19 protein-coding genes are annotated in these 22,889 nt (G+C 62.2%); 11 read left to right on the top strand and 8 right to left on the bottom strand.

What is annotated here, in order from left to right:
• The first annotated feature begins 351 nt into the window (after positions 1-351).
• Positions 352-2,355, top strand: coding sequence for a transketolase (tkt, locus tag GSQ75_RS00850; RefSeq protein ID WP_158752660.1), 2,004 nt, complete (start codon positions 352-354; stop codon positions 2,353-2,355).
• 65 nt (positions 2,356-2,420) lie between these two features.
• Here the strand turns inward: tkt and GSQ75_RS00845 are convergent, their stop codons facing one another.
• The gene (locus GSQ75_RS00845; RefSeq protein WP_158752659.1) at positions 2,421-3,059 is read right to left on the bottom strand and encodes an HAD hydrolase-like protein; all 639 of its coding nucleotides are present in this window, start codon (positions 3,057-3,059) and stop codon (positions 2,421-2,423) included.
• A complete protein-coding gene (locus GSQ75_RS00840) occupies positions 3,059-4,240 on the bottom strand; it encodes a phosphoglycerate kinase (RefSeq protein ID WP_158752658.1) in 1,182 nt (393 codons plus the stop codon). The genes GSQ75_RS00845 and GSQ75_RS00840 overlap by 1 nt, the downstream gene beginning before the upstream one ends.
• A 176-nt stretch (positions 4,241-4,416) precedes the next feature.
• Here GSQ75_RS00840 and maiA point away from each other — a divergent pair, with 176 nt between their 5' ends.
• On the top strand, positions 4,417-5,088 hold the full coding sequence (gene maiA / locus GSQ75_RS00835) for a maleylacetoacetate isomerase (RefSeq protein ID WP_158752657.1): 672 nt from the start codon (positions 4,417-4,419) through the stop codon (positions 5,086-5,088).
• Between the two features lie 43 nt (positions 5,089-5,131).
• Here maiA and GSQ75_RS00830 read toward each other — a convergent pair whose 3' ends face one another.
• Positions 5,132-6,244 carry a PilT/PilU family type 4a pilus ATPase gene (locus GSQ75_RS00830; RefSeq protein WP_305791082.1) on the bottom strand — a complete coding sequence of 371 codons (1,113 nt, stop codon included), beginning with the start codon at positions 6,242-6,244 and terminating at the stop codon, positions 5,132-5,134.
• An 88-nt stretch (positions 6,245-6,332) separates the two neighbouring features.
• On the opposite strand from GSQ75_RS00830, the gene GSQ75_RS00825 reads away from it, so the two are divergent.
• The 5 genes from GSQ75_RS00825 (at position 6,333) to glmS (ending at position 11,652) form a co-directional block, all read left to right on the top strand.
• The gene (locus tag GSQ75_RS00825) at positions 6,333-6,914 is read left to right on the top strand and encodes a DUF4398 domain-containing protein (protein WP_158752656.1); all 582 of its coding nucleotides are present in this window, start codon (positions 6,333-6,335) and stop codon (positions 6,912-6,914) included.
• Positions 6,911-7,537, top strand: coding sequence for a hypothetical protein (locus GSQ75_RS00820; protein WP_158752655.1), 627 nt, complete (start codon positions 6,911-6,913; stop codon positions 7,535-7,537). The genes GSQ75_RS00825 and GSQ75_RS00820 overlap by 4 nt, the downstream gene beginning before the upstream one ends.
• A gap of 386 nt (positions 7,538-7,923) precedes the next feature.
• Positions 7,924-8,151, top strand: coding sequence for a YdcH family protein (locus GSQ75_RS00815; protein WP_158752654.1), 228 nt, complete (start codon positions 7,924-7,926; stop codon positions 8,149-8,151).
• Positions 8,152-8,313: 162 nt separating this feature from the next.
• On the top strand, positions 8,314-9,684 hold the full coding sequence (locus GSQ75_RS00810; protein WP_158752653.1) for a pyridoxal-phosphate dependent enzyme: 1,371 nt from the start codon (positions 8,314-8,316) through the stop codon (positions 9,682-9,684).
• Between the two features lie 138 nt (positions 9,685-9,822).
• Positions 9,823-11,652 carry a glutamine--fructose-6-phosphate transaminase (isomerizing) gene (gene glmS, locus GSQ75_RS00805; protein WP_158752652.1) on the top strand — a complete coding sequence of 610 codons (1,830 nt, stop codon included), beginning with the start codon at positions 9,823-9,825 and terminating at the stop codon, positions 11,650-11,652.
• A gap of 67 nt (positions 11,653-11,719) precedes the next feature.
• Here glmS and GSQ75_RS00800 read toward each other — a convergent pair whose 3' ends face one another.
• Genes GSQ75_RS00800 through rfbB form a run of 5 tightly spaced genes read right to left on the bottom strand, consistent with a single transcriptional unit; the run spans position 11,720 to position 16,623 of the window.
• Positions 11,720-13,141 (bottom strand): mannose-1-phosphate guanylyltransferase/mannose-6-phosphate isomerase, encoded by a 1,422-nt coding sequence (locus GSQ75_RS00800; protein WP_216840586.1) that lies wholly within the window; start codon positions 13,139-13,141, stop codon positions 11,720-11,722.
• An 8-nt stretch (positions 13,142-13,149) separates the two neighbouring features.
• The gene (gene rfbD / locus GSQ75_RS00795) at positions 13,150-14,085 is read right to left on the bottom strand and encodes a dTDP-4-dehydrorhamnose reductase (protein ID WP_158752650.1); all 936 of its coding nucleotides are present in this window, start codon (positions 14,083-14,085) and stop codon (positions 13,150-13,152) included.
• Entirely contained in the window at positions 14,082-14,639 is a 558-nt protein-coding gene (gene rfbC / locus GSQ75_RS00790; protein ID WP_158752649.1) for a dTDP-4-dehydrorhamnose 3,5-epimerase, read from the bottom strand. The genes rfbD and rfbC overlap by 4 nt, the downstream gene beginning before the upstream one ends.
• Complete coding sequence (gene rfbA / locus GSQ75_RS00785; protein ID WP_158752648.1) at positions 14,636-15,526, bottom strand: glucose-1-phosphate thymidylyltransferase RfbA; 891 nt, start codon at positions 15,524-15,526, stop codon at positions 14,636-14,638. The genes rfbC and rfbA overlap by 4 nt, the downstream gene beginning before the upstream one ends.
• 26 nt (positions 15,527-15,552) lie before the next feature.
• Positions 15,553-16,623, bottom strand: coding sequence for a dTDP-glucose 4,6-dehydratase (rfbB, locus tag GSQ75_RS00780; protein WP_158752647.1), 1,071 nt, complete (start codon positions 16,621-16,623; stop codon positions 15,553-15,555).
• Positions 16,624-16,858: 235 nt separating this feature from the next.
• Between rfbB and GSQ75_RS00775 the strand changes: the two genes are divergently transcribed.
• From GSQ75_RS00775 to GSQ75_RS00760, 4 genes are read left to right on the top strand one after another with little or no spacing between them, the layout of a single operon-like run.
• A complete protein-coding gene (locus GSQ75_RS00775) occupies positions 16,859-17,650 on the top strand; it encodes an ABC transporter permease (protein ID WP_254058391.1) in 792 nt (263 codons plus the stop codon).
• The gene (locus tag GSQ75_RS00770) at positions 17,640-19,010 is read left to right on the top strand and encodes an ABC transporter ATP-binding protein (RefSeq protein WP_158752645.1); all 1,371 of its coding nucleotides are present in this window, start codon (positions 17,640-17,642) and stop codon (positions 19,008-19,010) included. Before GSQ75_RS00775 ends, GSQ75_RS00770 begins: the two co-directional genes overlap by 11 nt.
• Positions 19,000-20,469: a class I SAM-dependent methyltransferase gene (locus GSQ75_RS00765; RefSeq protein ID WP_158752644.1), complete on the top strand. Its 1,470-nt coding sequence runs from the start codon at positions 19,000-19,002 to the stop codon at positions 20,467-20,469. Before GSQ75_RS00770 ends, GSQ75_RS00765 begins: the two co-directional genes overlap by 11 nt.
• A 19-nt stretch (positions 20,470-20,488) precedes the next feature.
• On the top strand, positions 20,489-22,867 hold the full coding sequence (locus tag GSQ75_RS00760) for a glycosyltransferase family 2 protein (protein ID WP_158752643.1): 2,379 nt from the start codon (positions 20,489-20,491) through the stop codon (positions 22,865-22,867).
• The last annotated feature ends 22 nt before the right edge of the window (positions 22,868-22,889 follow it).

Below are 22,889 nucleotides of genomic sequence, written 5' to 3'. Positions count from 1 at the left end.
GGTGCAGTAGACCGGGGTGGTGCTGAAGGGTTCCAATACCGTTCGGTACAATATTAAGGAGGGGTTAATGTCAAGGCTGCTCAAGGGGCGGAATAGCGGCAGATGGTCGCGGGCAGCAGCGCAGACAGGCTGGCAAAAACGAGTGGGGTGATCTCCACTGGAAGTTTTCGTTTTCTTTCATGTGGTGGTGGACCTCAGGTACTTGGGGGGCATACGCAGATAGCGGCGAACGGAGACCGTGCACTGCACCATTGAACGAATAAACGAGGTGCACACGAGGTGATCAAGGCGACATCGTCGCCTCGGATCGGCGACAATCTGCGTTTTGCCAAGCCTTCCGGAGACTGATCGATGACCACCCGCCGCGAACTCGCCAACGCCGTGCGCGCCCTTGCCATGGACGCCGTGGAGGCGGCCAATTCCGGCCATCCGGGCATGCCGATGGGCATGGCGGACATCGCCGAGGTGCTGTGGAACGATTTTCTGCAGTTCAACCCGGCCAACCCCAAGTGGGCCAACCGCGACCGTTTCGTGCTTTCCAATGGCCACGGCTCGATGCTGCAGTACGCCTTGCTGCACCTGACCGGCTTCGACCTGCCGATCGGGCAGCTCAAGCGCTTCCGCCAGCTGCATTCGAAGACGGCTGGCCATCCGGAAGCCAGCGAAACCCCGGGCGTGGAAACCACCACGGGTCCGCTGGGCCAGGGTCTGGCGAATGCCGTGGGTTTCGCGCTGGCCGAGAAGGTGCTGGCGGCGCACTTCAACCGCCCAGGCCATGAGGTGGTCGATCACCACACCTATGTTTTCCTCGGCGATGGCTGCCTGATGGAAGGCATTTCGCACGAAGTGGCCTCGCTGGCCGGCACCTGGAAGCTTGGCAAGCTGGTGGCGGTCTATGACGACAACGGCATTTCGATCGACGGTGAAGTGCATGGCTGGTTCACCGACAACACGCCGGAGCGCTTCGAGGCCTACGGCTGGAACGTGATCCGTGGCGTCGACGGCCATGACGCGGCAGCGATTGCCGCGGCGTTGAAAGCGGCGACGAGCCAGAGCGAAAAGCCCACGCTTATTTGCGCCAAAACCATCATTGGTTTCGGCGCGCCGCACAAGCAGGGCAAGGAAGAGAGCCACGGTGCCGCGCTGGGCAAGGACGAGGTCGCTGCTGCCCGTGACGAGCTGGACTGGCATTCTGCGCCGTTCGAGATCCCGGCCGAGATCTACGCTGGCTGGGATCATCGCAAGGCAGGTATCGAGGCCGAGCAGGCCTGGCACGACGCGCTTGCCAAATACATCGCGGCTTTCCCGGAACTGGCGGCCGAGTTCAATCGCCGCATGAGTGGCGAGCTGCCGGCCGACTGGCCCGCCAAGTCGCAAGCCTTTGTCGACAAGCTGCAGGCCGACGGTCCCACTATCGCCTCGCGCAAGGCATCGCAGATGAGCATCGAGGCGTTCGCCCCGTTGCTGCCGGAACTGATTGGCGGCTCGGCCGACCTTGCCGGCTCCAACCTCACCAAGTGGAAGGGTAGCGTCGACGCCGGCAACGGCCATGACCCCAACGGCAACTACGTCTACTATGGCGTGCGCGAATTCGGCATGACCGCGATCGCCAATGGCGTGGCCCTGCACGGCGGCTTCATTCCGTACGACGCCACCTTCCTGGTGTTTTCCGATTACGCCCGTAACGCCGTGCGCATGAGCGCGCTGATCCCGGCGCACGCGATCCACGTGTACACGCATGACTCGATCGGCCTGGGCGAGGACGGCCCGACCCATCAGCCAGTCGAACATCTGGCCTCGTTGCGTTACATCCCGAACAATCAGGTGTGGCGTCCGTGCGATGCGGTGGAATCGGCGGTGTCGTGGAAGGTAGCGATCGAGCGCAAGGGTGCACCGGCCTGCCTGGTTTTCTCGCGGCAGAACCTCAAGCATCAGCAGCGCAGCGGGCAGCAGGTCGCCGATATATCGCGCGGTGCCTATGTGCTGTCCGATCCGCTGGATACGAAGTTCAAGGCGATTCTGATCGCCACTGGTTCGGAAGTGGAACTGGCGATGGAGGCTGCTCGCGCGCTGGCCCAGCAGGGCATAGCCGCCCGCGTGGTATCGATGCCGTGCACCGAGGTATTCGATGCGCAGCCGCTGGAATACCGCGAAGGCGTGCTGCCGGGTTGGTGCCGTGCCCGCGTCGCGGTGGAAGCGGCGACCGCCGACTTCTGGTGCAAGTACGTGGGCCTGGATGGCGAGGTGGTCGGCATGACTACGTTCGGTGCCTCGGCACCGGCACCGCAGCTGTTCGAGCACTTCGGCTTCACGGTGGCGCACGTGGTGGATGCAGTGAAACGCGTCATTCGCTGAGCCAGGTTTTGACCGATACCAAAAGCCGCGGCATGCCGCGGCTTTTTGTTAGGCGCGGGAAACAGTCAAGTTGTCAGCAAACCGGCCAATTCGTCTGGCGTGGTCGCAACCGCACTGGCGCCGGCTTGCTCCAGTTCCGCGCGGCTGCCGAAACCCCACAGCACGCCGATGCCGCGCACATGGTTGGCCAGTGCACCTTCGATATCGAAACGGCGATCACCGATCATCACGGTGTCTTCGGGTCTGGCGCCGAAGTCAGCCAGTGCGGCGGCGATCATCGAGGCCTTCTCGCTGTGTGCGCTATTCGGGTCAGGCCCGTACAGACGCAAGAATGCATCGCAGAACGGCAGGTGCGCGATGATCGGCGCGGCATGTCGCTGTGGCTTGCTGGTGACAACGGCAAGTTGGTGACCCACAACAAGCAGGCGCTCGATCAGTGACTCGATGCCGGGATAGATGTCGTGTTCACGCCAGCCATCGGTGTGGAAGCGCTCGTGGTAATGATCCACCGCGGCCTCGATCCGTACCGGGTCGTGATCGAGCAGCGGCGCGAAGCTGTGCCGCAGCGGTGGACCGATCCACCCGCGCAGCTCCTCCTGCGGTGGCGCCGGGACGTCCAGCTTCGCCAGCGCATGTTTCACGCAGGCGATGATGCCGTGCTCGGAATCGATCAGCGTGCCGTCGAGGTCGAACAGGCAGAGCATTAGTGGGCCGCGCGTGCCTTCAGCGCGGTGACTGCCGGCAGTTCCTTGCCCTCGAGGAATTCGAGGAAGGCGCCACCGCCGGTGGAGATGTAGGAGACATCGTCGGCGATGCCGTACTTGTCCACCGCGGCCAGCGTATCGCCGCCACCGGCGATCGAGAATGCCGGCGAGGCGGCGATGGCGCGTGCCAGCGTCTCGGTACCGTGGCCGAAGGCGTCGAATTCGAATACGCCGACCGGGCCATTCCACACCACCGTCCCGGCGTTGGCGATCAGCTCGGCGTAGCGCCTGGCGGTCTCCGGCCCGATGTCGAGGATCATTTCGTGGTCGTTGACCTGGTCAACCGGCTTCACCGTGGCCGGTGCTTGCGCGGAAAACGCTGGTGCCACCACCACGTCGACCGGCATCGGCACCAGGGCGCCGCGGCGCTTCGCGTCGGCGAGCACCTTCTTCGCCGCGTCGATCAGGTCGGGCTCATAGAGGGAATTGCCAATCGAGTGACCCATCGCAGCGATGAACGTGTTGGCGATGCCGCCACCGACGATCAACTGGTCGACCTTGCCGATCAGGTTATCCAGTAGGGTCAGCTTGGTCGAGACCTTGGAGCCGGCGACGATTGCCAGCAGCGGATGCGCCGGATGCTCCAGCGCCTTGCCAAGCGCGTCCAGCTCGGCCGACAGCAGCGGGCCGGCGGCGGCTATCGGGGCGAATTTGATCACACCGTGAGTGGAGGCCTGCGCGCGGTGCGCGGTGCCGAAGGCATCCATCACGAAGATGTCGCACAGCGCGGCATATTTCTTCGCCAGCGCTTCGTCGTCCTTGCCTTCGCCGACATTCATGCGGCAGTTTTCCAGCAGCACCACCTCGCCGGCGGCCACCTCGACACCGTCCAGATAATCGGCCACCAGCCGCACCGGCGTGCCGAGCTGCTCACGCAGCCACGCTGCAACCGGTGCCAGCGAGGATTCGGCGTCGAAGCGGCCTTCCTTCGGACGACCCAGATGGGACAGCACCAGTACTTTCGCGCCGGCATCGCGGGCAGCCCGGATCGTGGGTAGGGCTGCATCGAGGCGCTGGGTCGAGGTGATCTGGCCGTGGTCGTCGATCGGTACATTCAAATCCTCGCGGATCAGGACGCGCTGGTCGCGCAAATCGAGGTCACTCATGCGGATGACTGACACGGCAAAACTCCAGTAGGAACGGGTTGTAGCCGCCATGACCGGCGGTAACCGCCTATTGTCCGGCGACCTGTGCATCGATGCAAATGGCGGTCGGGTTGAATAGGGGCGTTGCCGACAGCCATGTGCCGAGGTCACACTGTGGCTAGACTGCCACTTTCGTCCAGGGGGAACGGCTCATGGCTACCGGCTTGGTGCTCTACGGTTACTGGCGTTCCAGCGCCGCATACCGCGTTCGCATCGCCTTGAACCTGAAGGGTTTGAGCTACGAATCGCGGCCGGTACACCTGCTGCGTGATGGCGGCGAGCAGCATGCGGCGGCCTATCGCACGGTCAATCCGCAGGAACTGATCCCGTGCCTGCTCGATGGCGACCGCGTGATTACCCAGTCACTGGCGATCATGGAATACCTCGACGACATTTATCCGGAGCTTGAAACGGCACTGCTTCCGGTCGATGCACGAGGACGCGCACGGGTTCGCTCGATGGCCATGGTCGTCGCCTGCGACACCCATCCGCTGGGTAATCTGCGTGTGCTTAACCAACTCGAATCGCAGTTCGGTGCCGACGAGGCGCAGCGTGCCGAGTGGTCGCGGCACTGGATTGCTACCGGCCTCAAGTCGCTGGAGGCGATGCTGGCCGACAATGCGGCGACCGGTCGTTACTGCCACGGCGAAACGCCGGGTCTGGCCGATGCCTGCTTGATACCGCAGTTCTACAACGCGTTGCGCTGGAAATTGCCGCTGGACAATTACCCGACCTTGCGTCGGATCTATCAGGCGTGCAATGAATTGGAGGCGTTCCAGCATGCCGCACCGGAAGTGCAGCCGGATGCGGCCGTAGCTGCCTGATGCAAATCCGCAGCCGTGTCCTGAAGGAACGCGCCTGCGAGTCTCAGAAGCCCATGCCGTAGGGATCGTTGCCGACCAGTTCCTGGTCGCTGGTGCCGCCTTCGGCGAGCCGGATCTTCAGCGCCAGGCCATCGCGCGAGTCGGACTTGCTGAGTGCTTCCTCCAGCTCCACGCGACCTTCCTTGTAGAGACGGTATAGCGACTGGTCGAAGGTCTGCATGCCTTCCTGCAGGCTGCGGTCCATCGCTTCCTTGATCTCGTGGATCTGCCCGCGGCGGATCATGTCGCGGATCAGCGGCGTGTTGAGCAGCACTTCTGCAGCTGGAATGCGCCGGCCGTCCTTGCCCACCACCAGGCGCTGGCTGATCACCGCGCGCAGGTTCAAGGCCAGGTTCATCAGCACGTTCTTGTGTGCCGATTCGGGGAAGAAATTGAGGATGCGCTCCAGCGTCTGGTCGGAGTTGTTCGAGTGCAGGGTGGCCAGGCACAGGTGACCGGTTTCGGAGAACGCGATCGCCGCTTCCATCGTATCGGTGTCGCGGATCTCGCCGATCATGATCACATCCGGCGCTTCGCGCATCGCGTTCTTCAGCGCCTCGTGATAGCTGTGGGTGTCGAGGCCCACCTCACGCTGGTTGACGATCGATTTCTTGTGCCGGTGCAGGTACTCGATCGGATCCTCGATGGTGAGGATATGGCCGGGAGTATGCGAATTGCGCTGATCGATCATCGCCGCCAGCGTGGTCGACTTGCCCGAGCCGGTGGCACCGACCACCAGGATCAGGCCGCGCGGCTCCATGATCAGGTCGCGGAAGATGCTGGGCAGCTGCAACTGGTCGATGCTGGGGATCTCGCTCTTGATCGCGCGGATCACCATGCCCACTTCGCCACGCTGCTTGAACACGTTGATACGGAAGCGGCCGGCTTCCTTCACCGCCAGCGCCATGTTCAGCTCGAGATTGCGCTCGAACTGCGGCACCTGGCCTTCGTCCATCAGCGAGTAGGCGATCTTCTTGACCATGCCGCCAGGCAGGCCGGTATTGCCCAGTGGATACAGCTTGCCCTCGACTTTGATGTTCACTGGGGCGCCGGTGGTCAGGAACATGTCCGACGCGCCCTTGTCTACCATGAGCTTGAGGAAGTAACCGATATCCACGAAAAATCCCCTGTTTCTGAAATGCGCGTTGCAATGATGGATTATGCCTGCCCACAATACGCTGCGACACACTACGAGGAATGTGACGGTGCACATCTTTTCCCTGCCAGCCGGGCTCTCCGGCCGCATCCGCGCCACCACAGCCACCCTGGCGCTGACTCTGGCGCTGGCCGGTTGCGCCACGGTGCCGCCGCCCGATGATTCGATGAATATGGCGCAGACGCAGCTGCAGGCGGCGCGCGATGCGGGCGCTGCCGACTATGCGCCTGTCGACCTGGGCTTTGCCCAGGACAAGTTCCAGCAGGCGCAGGCGGCGATGGCCGAGCGCAAGTACGCCGACGCGGCCAATCTGGCCGAGGAGTCGCGTGCCGATGCCGAGCTGGCCCGGGCCAAGGCCCGACTGGGCGCGACGCGGGCCCAGATCCAGAGCAAGATTCAGGAAAATTCGAGCCTGCGCGCGCAGGGCGAGCAGGCCGAGGCGGCGGCCCAGCAGCAGGAGCAGCAGGCTGCTTCGGCGTCGTCCTCCAGCCCGCCACCTCCTACCGAGGACATGCCGGCACCCACTTCATCGGTACTGTCGGCGCCGGCACCCGGTGCCGGTTTCCAGACGCTGCCTGACAACAGTCAGCAGCCCGCCTCAAGCTCCAGCACCCAGGGAGGCCAGCCATGAAGCGGCTCACCATTACCCTTGCTGCCATTGCACTGGCGCTGACAGCCGCCAGCTCGGTATATGCCCGGCAGGACGATATCGACATCAATCGCCTGAACAGCAGTCTCGACCAGCTTGCCAACGATCCCACTCTGGGAAGTTATGCCCAGGCTGAGCAGGCGCGCGCACGCGATGCGATCAACCGGCTGGCGCAGGCGAACAAGCATGATCGTGCGCGTGATTTGTACCTCGCCGAAAGGCGCGTGGATCTGGCCAAGAGTGCCGCGCAGCTGCAGGATGCCCAGGTCCAGCTGACCCAGCTTGATCGCGAGCACGACCAGATCCTGCTCGAGAACAGCCGGCGCGACACGGAAATCGCGCGGCGCGAGCTGGAACGCCAGCGTTTGCAGTCGCAGTTGGCCCAGGAAGAGGCTGCGCGAGCGCAGGAAGAGGGGCAGGCGTACTCACAGGCGGCCGACCAGGCGCGTGCCGAGGCTGATCAGGCGAAGAAGCTGGCGGCGGCACAGGCCAAGGTGGCCAAGGCCGCCCGCCATGAAGCTTCCCTGGCGGCCGAGGCGGCCAAGGCGATGCGTTCACAGATGCAGGACAACGCGCCGGCTACGCAGTCCAACAGCGGGCACTGAGATCGCGCTGCAATGAGTCCAGTGGCGCTGCGGGTGGGCTAACTTGTGGCTCGCCGTGGCCACAGGTCGCTGGTTGCGGCGGCCGTTGTTGCAAGTTCGATTGCGAAATGTAAATGACTGTTTTGACAGGTTTTTAACTGACAACTGCCAGTTCTTTGCAGTACGCCCGACAGGCTTGCACCACCCGGATCGGGGGAGTAGGGTCGAAGTCCCATGGGGCATTCCTGCCGCATGGGTCACTGACCTGAACCATGCGCGCATTCCACGTTTACTTCCCCTCCTGCGTTACCGGCATCCGGTCGCAGGGTGTGGTTGTGCGCACGCGTTCAATCGTCTGCGGATGCCTCTTTGAGGTACCGCACGCCCACTCGTGAGGAGGTTGAATCATGTTTGAAAACCAGCAGCGTGAGGATGTCGAGGCCTTGATGAAAGCCGATGCGGAATTTCGCCGGCTTTACCAGCATCACCGACAGCTCGACAGCAAGGTGCACGACGCCGATATCGGCGTACTTCCCATCGACGATATGACCCTGGCCAGCATGAAGAAGGAGAAGTTGCTCGCCAAGGCACGACTCGAACGCATGTGGGCTGATCGGGTACACCTTATCCACTGAACCTGCGGTTTGACGTGACGCGCGGCCCCGGCCTTTTTCCTGTTCATGGGAAAGGGGTGCGGGGCCGCGGTGCTTTCGGCCGATACCAGGTGGCTCGGTTATCATGAGTGTCTAGCCGATCGCGCGGCGTGCGTGACTGGCATCCCTTGCTACGGAGCCCCCATGACGGTCCACCAGAGTGTCCTTGAACTGATCGGACGTACCCCGATGGTGCGCGCCCAGCGCCTGGATACCGGGCCGTGCGAGCTGTTCCTCAAGCTCGAGAGCGCCAATCCCGGTGGTTCGATCAAGGACCGCATCGGCCTGTCGATGATCGAGGGCGCCGAGAAGGCTGGCCGGATCAAGCCGGGCGACACTTTGGTTGAAGGTACCGCCGGCAATACCGGCCTGGGTCTGGCGCTGGTCGCACAGCAGAAAGGCTATCGCCTGGTCCTGGTGGTGCCGGACAAGATGAGCCGCGAGAAGATCTTCAATCTCAAGGCGATGGGTGCCGAAGTCGTGCTGACCCGCTCGGACGTGGCCAAGGGCCACCCCGAGTACTACCAGGACATGGCCGAGCGCATCGCGCGCGAAACGCCCGGTGCGTATTTCATCAACCAGTTCGGCAATCCGGACAATCCGCTCGCGCACATCCAGACCACCGGCCCGGAAATCCTCGAGCAGATGGACGGCAAGGTCGATGCGATCGTGGTTGGCTGTGGCTCGTCTGGCACGATGACCGGGCTATCGCAGTATTTCGCCAAGCATTCGCCAGACACCGAAATCGTCCTGGCCGATCCGGTCGGCTCAATCCTCACGCAATACATCAACGAGGGCACGCTCTCGACCAAGTCCGCCAGTTGGATGGTCGAAGGCATCGGCGAAGATTTCCTGCCCAGCATCAGTGATTTTTCGCGGGTGAAAAAGGCCTACGCGATCTCCGACAAGGAGAGCTTCCTGACCGCGCGCGAACTGCTGGCGAAGGAAGGCATGCTGGGTGGTTCATCGACCGGCACCTTGGTAGCGGCGGCATTGAAATACTGCCGTGAACAAACCAGCGCCAAGCGGGTGGTGACCCTGGTCTGCGACACCGGCAACAAGTACCTGTCGAAGATGTACAACGACTACTGGATGCTCGACAACGGCTTCCTCGAACGCGAACCGCACGGTGACCTGCGCGACCTGCTGCTGCGTCCGTTCGCCCAGCGCGACACCGTGGTGATCGGTCCGAACGAACTGCTGATCACCGCCTACACGCGCATGAAGCTGTACGACGTGTCGCAGCTACCGGTGATGGATGGCCACAAACTGGTCGGCATCGTCGATGAGTCGGATGTGTTGATGCATGTGCACGCCGACGAGACGCGCTTCCGCGACCCGGTGTCCACCGCCATGATGACCAACCTGCAGATGCTCGCCGTGAGTGAGCCGATCGAGGCGTTGCTGCCGGTGTTCGAGCGCGGGCATGTGGCGATCGTGGTGGATGGCGAGCAGTTCCTCGGCCTGATCACCCGCATCGATCTGTTGAACTATTTGCGCCGCAAGGTGAACTAAACAGGTTGAGCCATTGGCACCTGCCGACACGGCTGGCACGTGCCACGAAAGCTGGCGGTAATGCAGCCTCGACAGAATGGTGGCCTTGTGCCGGGGCTGGAGGCTCCGCATTCATCACCGGATTAGGAAGCTTTGCGCATGTGTGGAATTGTTGCTGCCGCCGCCCAGCGCGATGTCGCGCCGTTGCTGATTGCCGGCCTGAAGGCACTGGAATACCGCGGCTATGATTCGTCGGGCGTGGCCGTACTTGGCCAGGGCGAGATCCGGCGTGTGCGCGCCAAGGGCAAGGTGCGCGAGATGGAGGCGCTGTATCGCGCCGATCCGATCCCCGGTGGCACCGGCATCGCGCATACGCGCTGGGCCACGCATGGCGTACCGAGCGAGGCCAACGCGCATCCGCACGTGGCAGGGCGCGTCGCGATCGTGCACAACGGCATCATCGAGAACTACGCCAGCCTGCGTGCCGAGCTACAGGCGGGTGGCCATGTGTTTACCTCCGAGACCGACACCGAGGTGATGGCGGCGTTGATCGATCAGCGCATCGATCAGGGCATGAACTTGCGTGAAGCGGTACTGGGCACGGTACGCGAACTCGAAGGTGCCTACGCAATCGCCGTGGTCAGCCGTGACGAACCTGGTCATGTGGTCGGCGCACGCCGTGGTGCGCCGCTGCTGGTCGGCATCGGCATTGGCGAGAATTTCCTCGGCTCGGATGCGCAGGCGTTGATCCAGGTCACCAACAAGATGGTTTATCTCGACGAAGACGATGTGGTCGAGATCACCCGCGACAGCGTGCAGGTCTACGGCCTCGACGGGCAGCCGGTCGAGCGCGCGATGCACGAGAGCGAACTGTCTTCCGACGCCGTCGAGCGCGGTGAATATCGCCACTACATGCAGAAGGAAATCTTCGAGCAGCCACGCGCCGTGGCCGACACGCTGGAAGCGCGCATCGGTCCGCATGGCGTGCTGCCGAACATCTTCGGCATCGACAGCGATGCGCTGCTGCAGCGCACGCGCGGTTTGCACATCATCGCCTGCGGCACCAGCTACCACGCCGGCCTGGTCGCCAAGTACTGGATCGAGGAGTACGCGCGACTGCCGGTCAGCGTGGAAGTGGCCAGCGAGTACCGTTACCGCGAAGCGGTGGTGCCGGCTGACACCTTGTTCGTGGCGATCTCGCAGTCCGGTGAAACCGCCGACACGCTAGCCGCCTTGCGCGAGTCGCGCCGCCGTGGCTACCTCGGCACGCTGGTGATCTGCAACGTGCCCGAATCCTCGCTTGTGCGCGAAGCGGATCTGAAACTGATGACACGTGCCGGTCCGGAGATCGGCGTGGCCTCGACCAAGGCGTTTACCACACAGCTTGCCGGCCTCGCCTTGCTGGCGCTGGAGCTGGCGCACCGCAACGGACTGGATCCGCAGCGTTATGCCTCGCTGTGCGCCGAGCTGCAGCATCTGCCGCGGGCGATCGAGAACGCACTGAAGCTGGAGCCGGCGATCATCGAACTGTCGACTGAATTCATCCATCACCAGCATGCGTTGTTCCTTGGTCGTGGCGCGCAGTATCCGGTCGCGCTGGAGGGGTCGCTCAAGCTCAAGGAAATCTCCTATATCCACGCCGAGGCGTACCCTGCCGGCGAGCTCAAGCATGGCCCACTGGCGCTGGTCGATGAGGACATGCCGGTAGTGGCGGTGGCGCCGAGCGGCCCGCTGCTGGACAAGCTCAAGTCCAACCTGCAGGAAGTGCGTGCCCGCGGTGGCCGCCTGATCGTGTTCGCCGATGGCGCCGCCGGCATGGATGACATGGCCGGTCACGGCGTCATGCTGCGGGTGGAGTCCGGTGGCAGTTTCATCGCACCTGCGGTGTTCACCGTGCCGCTGCAGTTGCTGGCTTATCACGTCGCGGTGCTGCGAGGCACCGACGTCGACCAGCCACGCAACCTGGCCAAGTCGGTCACGGTGGAATAGCTCAAGCCATAGGGGTCACAAAAAAACCGCGCACTCGGCGCGGCTTTTTTGTGGTACTTCCTGCGCGTCAGGCGCGGCCGTAAACATCGTCGAAGCGCACGATGTCGTCCTCGCCAAGATAGCTGCCCGACTGCACTTCGATCAGTTCCAGTGCCACCTTGCCGGGGTTGCGCAGGCGGTGCTTGCTGCCGAGCGGGATGTAGGTGCTCTGGTTTTCGCCGAGCAGGAACACCTTGTCGTCGCAGGTGACCTCGGCCGTGCCGGACACCACGATCCAGTGCTCGGCGCGATGATGATGCTTCTGCAGGCTCAGGGAAGCGCCCGGCTTGACCTGGATACGCTTGACCTGGAAGCGCTCGCCTGCCTCCAGCGAGTCGTAGCTGCCCCACGGTCGATGCACCACCCGATGCAATGAGTGTTCGCTGCGGCCGGCAGCCTTGAGTTGTTCGACGATTTTCTTCACATCCTGCGCGGCATCGCGATGTGCCACCAGGGTGGCATCCGGGGTGGTGACCACGATCAGGTCGTCGACACCAACCGTCGCAAGCAGGTGGCGGTCGTGCGAGCGCAGCAGCGAATTGCGCGTGTCGATGCTGAGTATGTCGCCTTCGCGCAGGTTGCCCTCTGCGTCTTTGTCACCGGTCAGCCACAGCGCTGACCACGAGCCGATGTCGCTCCATGCGCAGCTGACCGGGATCACCGCTGCCTGGCGCGTCTTTTCCATCACCGCGTAGTCGATCGAGTTATCCGGCACCAGGGCGAACGCATCGCGATCGATCCGCACGAAGTCGAGATCGGCCGATGCCTTCGCATGCGCGTTGCGCACAGCCGCCAGCATCGCTGGTGCGTGCATGGCGAGTTCTTCCAGATAGCGCGAGGCCTTGAACAGGAACATGCCCGAGTTCCAGTCGTAGTCGCCATCGGCGAGATAGGACTCGGCGGTGGCCTGGTCGGGCTTCTCGACGAACTGTTCCACGCGATAGCCATGGCCATCGACTGCCTCGGCGCGGCGGATGTAGCCGAAACCGGTTTCCGGACGATCAGGGCGGATGCCGAACGTCACCAGCCAGTCCTGCGTGGCCAGCGGCATGGCCTGTTTCACCGCCTCCACAAACGCGCCGGTGTCGCCGATCAGGTGATCGGCCGGCAGCACCAGCAGCAAGGCATCGGCATCGCGCTGCAAGGCCTGCAACGCGCCTAGTGCGATTGCCGGTGCGGTATTGCGCGCCAGTGGTTCCAGCACGATGGTGGCGCCTTTGATACCGGCCTCCAGCAGCTGGTCGGCGGCGAGGAAACGGTGATCTTCGCTGGCCACCACGATCGGGGCCGCTACGTCAGGCAGCTCCCGGGTCCGTGCAATGGTCTGCTGGAACAGCGTGCCGTTGCCGGCCAATGCGAGGAACTGCTTGGGCAGATTCTTGCGCGAGACCGGCCACAGACGGGTACCACTGCCGCCGCTGAGGATGAGAGGAATCAACATGGGCGCCATGTCCTTGCTCAGTGAATGGGTACGGCGAGCTGATGCATGACCTCGTGCAAACCTTGTTGCCAGTCAGGCAGCGGATAGTCGAAGTGTCGCTGGAAGCCGGTATTGTCCAGCAACGACCACGCCGGGCGCACGGCAGGTGTGGGGAACTCGGCACTGCCGATCGGGATGACCTGTGGTTGACGCGCGAGCACGCCCATGGTGGCGGCCTGGTCGAAGATCGCGCTGGCAAAGCCACGCCAGGTCGTGGCGCCGCTGGCGACCAGGTGATGGGTGCCGCTCAGTAGCCGACGTTGCGCGGTGTCGGCGTGTTGCCAGCGATTGAGCGCGGCGACGCTGGCATTGACGATCAGCTTGGTATCGGTCGGTGCACCGTGCTGGTCGTCCACCACGCGCAGTTCATCGCGCTCGGCCCCCAGGCGCAGCATGGTGCGCAGGAAGTTCTGGCCGTGTGCGGCGTAGACCCAGGCCGTGCGAAATGTCAGGTGATCGGCGCCGCTGGCGCGCAATGCCTGTTCGCCGGCCAGCTTGCTGCGGCCGTAGGCACCCAACGGGCCGGTCGTCGCATCGACGGGATACGCTTGCGACTGGCGGCCGTCGAAGACGTAGTCGGTCGAATAATGGATAACCAGGGCGCCATGCGCTGCGGCCCAGCTACCGATCACCCCAACAGCTTCGCCGTTGACGCGGGTGGCCAGCGCTTCTTCCTGCTCAGCGCGATCGACCGCCGTATAGGCGGCAGTATTGACGATCACATCGGGCTGGACGCGATCGAGCAGCGCACCCAGAGACTCCGGCATGGACAGGTCGGCGATCTCGCCGTGTCCGCCCTGCGCCAGTACACCGTCGCGACTGGCGGCGATCAGCTCGCCGCGCGTGACCAGGCCACCGTGATCGAGAAACGTACGGCCAAGCTGGCCGTTGGCACCAAACAGCAGGGTTTTCACGACGCGAAAACCGGCAGCCGTTCCGGCGCGACGTCTTTCAGCAGCGGCGTCTTGCCGTCCTTGTCGGACAGCAGTGGTGTACTCAAGGGCCAGTCGATGCCGAGATCGGCATCGTTCCAGCGGATGCCGGCGTCGGCCTGGGCGTCGTAAAGCGCGGTGCACTGATAGGTGAAGGTGGCGAACTCGGACAGCACGCAAAAACCATGCGCAAAGCCTTCCGGGACCCAGAAGTGCCGATGATTTTCGGCGGTCAGCATTACGCCGAACGACTGTCCGAACGTGGGCGAGCCGCGGCGGATATCCACCGCTACGTCGTACACCTCGCCTTCGAGCACACTGACCAGCTTGCCTTGCGGATTTGGCCACTGGTAATGCAGCCCGCGCAGCACGCCTTTGGCCGAGCGCGAAACATTGGTCTGGATGAAGTCGGCCATGATGCCGGCTTCCTGCCACTTGCCCTTGTTGTAGCTTTCGTAGAAGAAGCCACGGGCATCGCCGAACACTTGTGGTTCGAGAATCAGTGCGCCGGGTAACGCGGTTTCAATCACTTTCATCGAACATGACCTTGACGAGTCAGCTGCTGCAGGTATTGGCCGTAGCCGGTCTTGGCCAGTGGAGCGGCCAGTGCCAGTAGTTGTTCGGCGTTGATCCAGTCATTGAGGTAGGCAATCTCCTCCGGGCAGCAAACTTTGAGGCCTTGGCGGTTCTCGATGGTCTCGATGTAGTTGCCCGCCTCCATCAGCGAATCGTGGGTGCCGGTGTCGAGCCACGCAAAACCACGCCCGAGCTGCTCCAGGTGCAGCGAGTCGTCGTCGAGGTAGAAGCGGTTGAGGTCGGTGATTTCCAGTTCGCCGCGCGATGATGGCTTCAGTGCCGCGGCGTAATCGCAAACGCGACCGTCGTAGAAGTACAGGCCAGTCACCGCGTAATGGGATTTGGGGTGGGCCGGCTTTTCCTCCAGTCCGATCACCCGGCCGGCAGCGTCGAATTCGGCCACGCCATAGCGCTCGGGATCTTTGACCCAGTAACCGAACACGGTGGCGCCATGTTCGCGCGAGGCCGCGCGCTTGAGTCGCTCGGTCAGGCCGACGCCGTAGAAGATGTTGTCGCCCAGCACCAGACAGCTAGGCTTGCCATCCACGAAATCACGACCGATGGTGAACGCCTGCGCGAGGCCATCGGGTGAGGGCTGCACGGCGTACTGGATGTCGATGCCCCACTGCGAGCCATCGCCGAGCAGGCGCTGGAACATCTCCTGCTCATGCGGCGTGTTGATCATCAACACCTGGCGGATGCCGGCCAGCATCAGCGTGGCCAGCGGGTAATAGATCATCGGCTTGTCGTACACCGGCAGCAGCTGCTTGCTGACCGCGCGGGTGATCGGATAAAGCCGGGTGCCGGAACCGCCGGCGAGGATGATGCCTTTCTGCGTCGTGCTCATGATCGAATCCTAGATGATCTCAGCTTTCACGAGCCGAGGCGCTCCATGCGATAGCTGCCGTCGAGCACGCGCTGGCTCCACGGCTGGTTGGCAAGATACCAGTCCACCGTCTGCGCGATGCCGGTTTCGAAGGTTTGCGATGGCCGCCAGCCCAGTTCGTCCTGCAGCTTGCTGGAGTCGATCGCATAGCGGCGATCGTGCCCAGGGCGGTCCTTGACGTAGGTGATCAGCGATTCGCGTACGCGACCATCGTCCAGCGGCCGGCGCTGATCGAGCAACGCGCAGATGCTCTTCACCACAGCGATGTTCTCGCGTTCGGCATTGCCGCCGACGTTGTAGGTCTCGCCGACGCGGCCCGCTTCCAGCACGCGGCGGATCGCGCTGCAGTGGTCGCCCACGAACAGCCAGTCGCGGATGTTCAGGCCGTCGCCGTAAACCGGCAGCGGTTCGCCGGCCAGCGCTTTCTGGATGATCAGCGGGATGAGTTTTTCCGGGAACTGGAAGGGACCGTAGTTGTTCGAGCAGTTGGTGGTCAGCGTGGGCAGGCCGTAGGTGTGCTGGAACGCACGGACCAAGTGATCGGAGGCCGCCTTCGAGGCGGAATACGGCGAGTTCGGCGCGTACGGTGTCTGCTCGGTGAACTTGCCCTCGGCACCGAGCGAGCCGTAGACCTCGTCGGTCGATACGTGCAGGAAGCGGAACGCCTCGCGCGCGCTGCCCTCGAGGCCGCGCCAGTAGTCGCGGGCGCATTCGAGCAGGCCCAGCGTGCCGACCACGTTGGTCTGCACGAATTCGGCGGGGCCGTCGATCGAGCGGTCGACGTGCGACTCGGCAGCAAAATTGACAATGGCATCGGGGCGATGTTCGGCCAGCAGCTTCGCCACCAGCGCCCGGTCACCGATATCGCCTTGCACGAACACATGCCGGTCGTGGCCTTGCAGTGAGGACAGCGTATCCGGGTTGCCAGCGTAAGTGAGCTTGTCCAGATTGACGACCCGCAGGCCGTCAGCAATGGCCTGTAGCACGAAGTTGGCGCCGATAAAACCTGCTCCGCCAGTGACGAGCAGCAATGGGATGTGATCGGATGGACTGTTCATCGAGCCTTCTTTGGTGTCATATGGGCGAACATTCGGCTGCGAATGGTCTATCAGTGGCTGATATGGTGTGCCAAGGGGCTGATAGTGCATGCGCATGTTGGATCAATGCATAGTTTGCCATTGATTGGCGACGAGGATTGGGGCGCACGTTGATGGCAGGTGGCAGGTGGTTGGCGGCGCTTCAGCGTCGGGTGGTATCCAGGCAAAGCACGGAGTGAGGATGGAAATAGCAAAAATGTCCCTGTCAAGACGTGTCTGGGCTAGACGAGACGTATTCTGGGAGCTCACCAAACGCGATATTGCAGGGCGTTACAGCGGATCCTTCCTGGGGTTGTTGTGGTCGTTCTTCAATCCGCTGTTGATGTTGGCTGTCTATACGCTGGCTTTTCGCGTATTTCTCGGCATGCGCTGGCCGAACATGGAGTCGGGGGCCGATTTTTCGTTGATGATCTTCTGCGGCATGATCGTCCATTCGTTGCTGGCCGAATGCATCACGCGTGCGCCGGGGGTTATCGTCTCGCAGAGCAACCTGGTGAAGCGGGTGGTGTTTCCACTGGCGATCCTGCCTTGCGTCATGGTGACCTCGACGCTGTTCAATGCGCTCCTCAGCGTGCTGGTGCTGCTGATCTTCGTCTTGATCTCGCAGCACACACTGCATGCGACGCTGCTGTATCTGCCGCTTCTGTATGCACCTTATGTGCTGCTGCTGTGCGGGGTGAGCTGGCTGATGGCATCGCTGGGCGTATTTGTCCGCGACGTGACGCAGGTTGCCGGCGTGATTTCGTCGATGCTGATGTTCCTTAGCCCGGTGTTCTATCCCGCGTCGAACCTGCGTGAGCCCTATCGTGACTGGATCACCCTCAACCCGCTGACCTTGATGATCGAGCAGACGCGACAGCTGGTACTGTTCGGAAAATCACCCGACTGGCCTGCACTAGGGATCTATACCCTGGTTTCCGTGGCTGTGCTGCTGTTCGGATACGTCTGGTTTCAGCGTACGCGGGATGGGTTCGCTGATGTCCTCTGAGCCCGCCCTGTCGCAACAGCCATCCGATGAGGTGGTGATCGAGGTTCGGGCGCTCGGGAAGTGCTACCAGCTCTACGACAAGCCGGTGCACCGGATGCTGCAGAGCCTGATCGGCGGCAGGCAGCGGTTCTATCGCGAGTTCTGGGCTTTGCGTGGGGTCGACTTCGAGGTTCGGCGCGGTGAGACGCTCGGCATCATAGGGCGCAATGGCGCGGGGAAATCGACCCTGCTGCAGCTGATCGCCAGCACGCTCAAGCCAACGGAGGGCAGTGCCGCCATCCACGGTCGCGTAGCGGCGTTGCTGGAGCTGGGCAGCGGCTTCAATCCCGACTTCACTGGACGTCAGAATGTTTATCTGAATGCATCTATCCTCGGGTTGAGTCGCAGTGAAGTCGATGCGCGGATCGATGACATCCTGGCCTATGCCGAGATCGGCGAATTCGTCGACCAACCAGTGCGCAACTATTCCACCGGCATGGTGATGCGATTGGCGTTCGCCGTGGTGACGCATGTGGATGCGGACATCCTGATCATCGATGAGGCGTTGGCCGTGGGGGATGCCTTCTTCATGCAGAAGTGCATGCGCTACCTGCGTGAGTTCCGCAAGCGCGGCACGATGTTGTTCGTCAGCCATGATGGCGGCGCGGTGACCAGCCTGTGCGATCGCGCAATCTGGCTGGAGCATGGGCGCGTACAACGCATCGGGGATGCCCGCAAGGTCATGGAGGCCTACCTCGAGGCCTCCATCGTCGAGCGCCAGGGCGGAGCGGGTGGGCGCAGTTCCAGACCACCTGGCCACGCATACGTTGCGCCGGTGGAGCAGGTCGATTTCCGACAGGAGCTGATGGATCGATCGACCCTGCGCAATGACCTGAAAATCTTCCCCTTCAAACCGGATGCCGAGGGTTTCGGGGAATGCAAGGCTCATATTGCCCATGTCGCATTCCGCAACGAGGCTGATGAGGTACTGGCCATGGTGGTGGCTGGCGAAACCGTGACGCTGGAGGTCAGGCTGCTGGCAGAGAATGCGATCGACAACGTGATCGTGGGTTTCTATGTAAAGGATCGACTGGGTCAGCTGCTGTTCGGTGACAACACCGTGCTCAGCCATGAAGGCGATTTCGCGGTGAGTGGCGGCCAGGCCTTCAATGCAAGCTTCCGTTTCGTGATGCCACGGCTGGTGCCGGGGGAATACTTCATCACCGTGGGCTTGGCCGAGGGAACCCAGGAGCAATATGTGATCCAGCACTGGCTGCACGAGGCGTTGCGCTTCATGGCTACCGGCGGCACGCTGTCGTCCGGGCTGATCGGCATACCGATGCTCGACGTACGATTGGAACGAATAACCCATGAGCCCTGATTTTCGCCTCGAAGAGCATCCGCTGGTTCTGATGAAACCACGCATCGTGCCGCCTTACGGTTGGGTCGGACACATTCCGTTCGCCTATCTCGCCGTGGATCTCTTGCGGCCGCGTACCCTGGTCGAGCTGGGCACCCATTCGGGCAACTCCTATCTGGCGTTCTGCCAGGCGGTGCATGCCCTGGATCTGTCCTGTCGCTGTACCGCTGTGGACACCTGGCAGGGTGATATGCATGCGTTGCGTTACGGGGACGAGGTGTACCAGTCACTTCGTGCCAGGCATGACCCGCTATACGAGAATTTCTCGCAACTGCTGCGTGCGCGTTTCGATGACGCAGCAGGCCAATTTGAAGACGGCAGCATTGACCTCCTGCACATCGATGGATTGCATACCTACGAAGCGGTACGCCACGATTTCGAAACCTGGCTGCCCAAGCTCAGCCGCCGCGCCGTGGTGCTCTTGCACGACACCGCGGTGCGTGAACGAGGGTTTGGCGTCGGGCAATTCCTCGATGAACTGGCGGCACAATATGCATGCTTCAGTTTTCGGCATAGCCATGGCCTGGGTGTAGTAGCTGTGGGTTCGGAAGTGCCTGCAGCATTCGTTGCCTTCATGCGACAGGCCGAGGCTTCACCCGATAGCGTATGCGGTTTCTTCGAAGCTTTGGCAGGCACTCTGGTCGACGCCGATGAGCAACCGATGGCGGCAGCCATGGTCGAGCCGCAGCGTGTGGTCTGTCATCTCTTCTATCGCCATCGTGACGAGGCTTTCGACGAAAGCCGCATGATTTCACAGCCAGTCGATGCGACAAACGGCGTGCTGGATCTGCAATTCCGGCTGCCGGCCGGCATTCGCCCGGACTACTTGCGACTTGATCCGGCCGACTTGCCGGGCGTATACGGATTGAGTGGAGTGGTAGTGCGGCAGCAAGCGGGTGGAGTAGTCCGGAATCTGGATCGGTTGCCTGACCGATTGGGTCATATCAACGGTGAGTTGTTGCCGGCCTTCGGCACGCAATCGGTGCGCTTGATCAGCTTCGATGGCGATCCCAACGTCGAATTCGAGATCGGCAGCAGCCTTGTCGAAGGACATCGTGATAGCTGGCTCGAGGTAACCGTCCGGGTTGAGTACGAGCTGGTGATTCAAGATTCCTCGTTGCACCATTTGCTGCAACAGCAGGGGACATCACTAACCGACATGCGCCGGCTCGCAGGTGAGCGAGCGGATGTGCAGGGCTTGGCACGCGCATTCCAACAACAGCGAGCGGATGTTCAGGGCTTGGCACATGCATTCCAACAACAGCGAGCGGATGTTCAGGGCTTGGCACATGCATTCCAACAGCAGCGAGGGGAGATGCAAAATCTGCAAGCGAGCCTGCAACGATTGGAGCAGGGTATCGATCAGCTGGCAAAGCGCAGCTTGTGGTCGGTGGTCCGGCGAATCATCAAGCGAGGCTAGTGAGCAAGGTCACTGAAACATGCATTTTCCTTATCGATCACTGTGGCACCATCTGCGCAAAGGCGCGCAGTATCTGCACTTGCGTTTCGGTGGCAGCAAACTGACGCTGCAACCGCTCGATCAGCTGGAGCCGGTGGTCAGTGAACCGGGGCTCTGGTCTTCCCTTGGAAACGACCCCAAGTTTGACTGCGTGGGCAGCGGCTTTCCGCTGAAAGCGGGTTGGTACCAACTATCCATAGAGCTGCAGGATTTCGATGGCGATCGACTGGAGCCAGTGCTGTACTTCGACTACGGACACGGCATGCATGAGTCGTGGTCGCGGCATCTGAATTTCATTCGGCCCGGCATTAGACGTCATTCCGGGGTAGTGCTGCTCCTGCATGATGTGCAGAGGTTGCGGTTTGATCCGACTTGCATGGCTTGTACGTTCCACGCGCAGCACCTCACGATCAGGCGACTGGGCCGAATTGGCGCTAGTTGGCGCATGTGGCGTGAGGTGGCGAGAGATGCGAATGCGGCTGGCGTTGATACCCATGCTCTGAAGCTAGATGCATGGCACAAGCTGCAAGAACCTGGTGGAAGGCACGCTTTTGCGTCATGGCTGCATGGGCTGTATGTTCGGCGAGGTATCAAGGCGCCGACCTATGATCGCTGGCTCAGACTCTACGATCAGCCTTCATCGCCAGCGCAAATCCGTGGTGATGGGCTGGTATCGATTCTGTTGCCTACCTACAACACGCCGGAGATCTGGCTGCGACGTTGTCTGGACAGCGTGCTGGCGCAGACCTACCCGCATTGGGAATTGTGCGTGGCTGATGATGCCTCCACCGAGCCGCAAGTGCGCGCCGTGCTGGAGGAGTACGCAGGTCGTGATCCTCGCATAAGGATTTTCTGGCGCGAGCACAACGGTCATATCTCGGCCGCATCCAATAGTGCGCTGGCCCTGGCGCATGGTGATCATGTGGCATTGCTGGATCACGATGACGAGCTGCATCCTGAGGCGCTGGCCACGGTCATTGAGGCATTGCAGCGAAACCCGCAGTGGCAATTCGTCTATTCGGACGAAGACAAGATCGACGCTGATGGCCAGCGCTACGATCCTTATTTCAAGCCTGACTGGAATCCGGATCTGCTGTGCGGGCAGAACTGCGTCAGCCATCTGGGCATCTATTCACGCGATCTGATGAATGCGGTGGGTGGTTTTCGCCAAGGGCTTGAAGGTAGCCAGGACTGGGATCTGGCATTGCGTTGCAGCGAACGGTTGACGCCGGAGCAGATTGGTCACATACCGATGGTGCTTTACCACTGGCGGGCGATCGCCGGATCGACTGCGCAAGGCGTGGAGCAGAAGAGCTATGCACACGACGCCGGCCGACGCGCCTTGCGCGAACATCTTGCGCGGCGAGGCGAGGTCGCTGAAGTGATGGAGATCGATGGGTTGATGGGTGCATTCCGGATACGTCGCCCGTTATCCGATCAGTTGCCACTCATCAGTATCATTATTCCTACCCGTGACCGGATTGATCTGCTGCGGCAATGCATAAGCACGATTCTCGATCGGACGACGTACGCGAACTACGAGATCGTGGTGATGGACAACCAGTCGGCGGAGCCGGAATCGCTGGCCTATCTGGCGGGTTTTTCCGGTCATGCCAGGGTGCGTGTGCAGCGGCATGACCAACCGTTCAATTATTCGGTCATCAACAACGAAGCCGTGCGAGCCTGTCGCGGTGAACTGGTTTGCCTGCTCAACAACGATATCGAGGTCATCACGCCGGATTGGTTGGAGGAGCTGGCCAGCCATGCGTTGCGTCCGCACGTGGGTGCGGTGGGGGCGATGCTTTACTACCCAGACGACACTATCCAGCATGCAGGAGTGATGACTGGGGTGCACGGGGTGGCGGCGCATCCCTATTGCGGCATGCCGCGGGGGCATGGCGGGCAGATGGCGCGTGCACGGTTGACACAGGCGATGAGTGCGGTCACGGCAGCCTGCCTGATGGTGCGGCGCGAGGTCTACCAGCAGGTCGGCGGGCTGGATGCTTCATTGAGGGTGGCTTTCAATGATGTCGACTTCTGCCTGCGGCTGCGTCAACACGGCTATACCAACGTGTGGACGCCGTTTGCGGAGCTCTACCACCACGAATCCGCCTCGCGGGGACACGAGAACACGGTAGAGAAGCGGACGCGCTTCATCCGCGAAGTGGAATTCATGAAGAGCCGGTGGGGCAGCCAGTTGGAGTACGACCCCGCTTACAACCCCAATCTCACGCTCTCCGGCGAACCATTCTCGCTGGCCTTCCCGCCACGGGAGTGGCGGCAAATGACGGCAAGGTCGGTCATGCCGGATGTCGAGAGGCCGGATGGTTTGCGACAAATGCGGACCTTGGCAGGCTGATGTCCTGGCTGACGAACCGGCG

This window comes from Dyella sp. S184 (assembly GCF_009766065.1).
GTDB lineage: Bacteria > Pseudomonadota > Gammaproteobacteria > Xanthomonadales > Rhodanobacteraceae > Rhodanobacter.
This window is presented reverse-complemented; position numbering and strand designations above follow the sequence as displayed.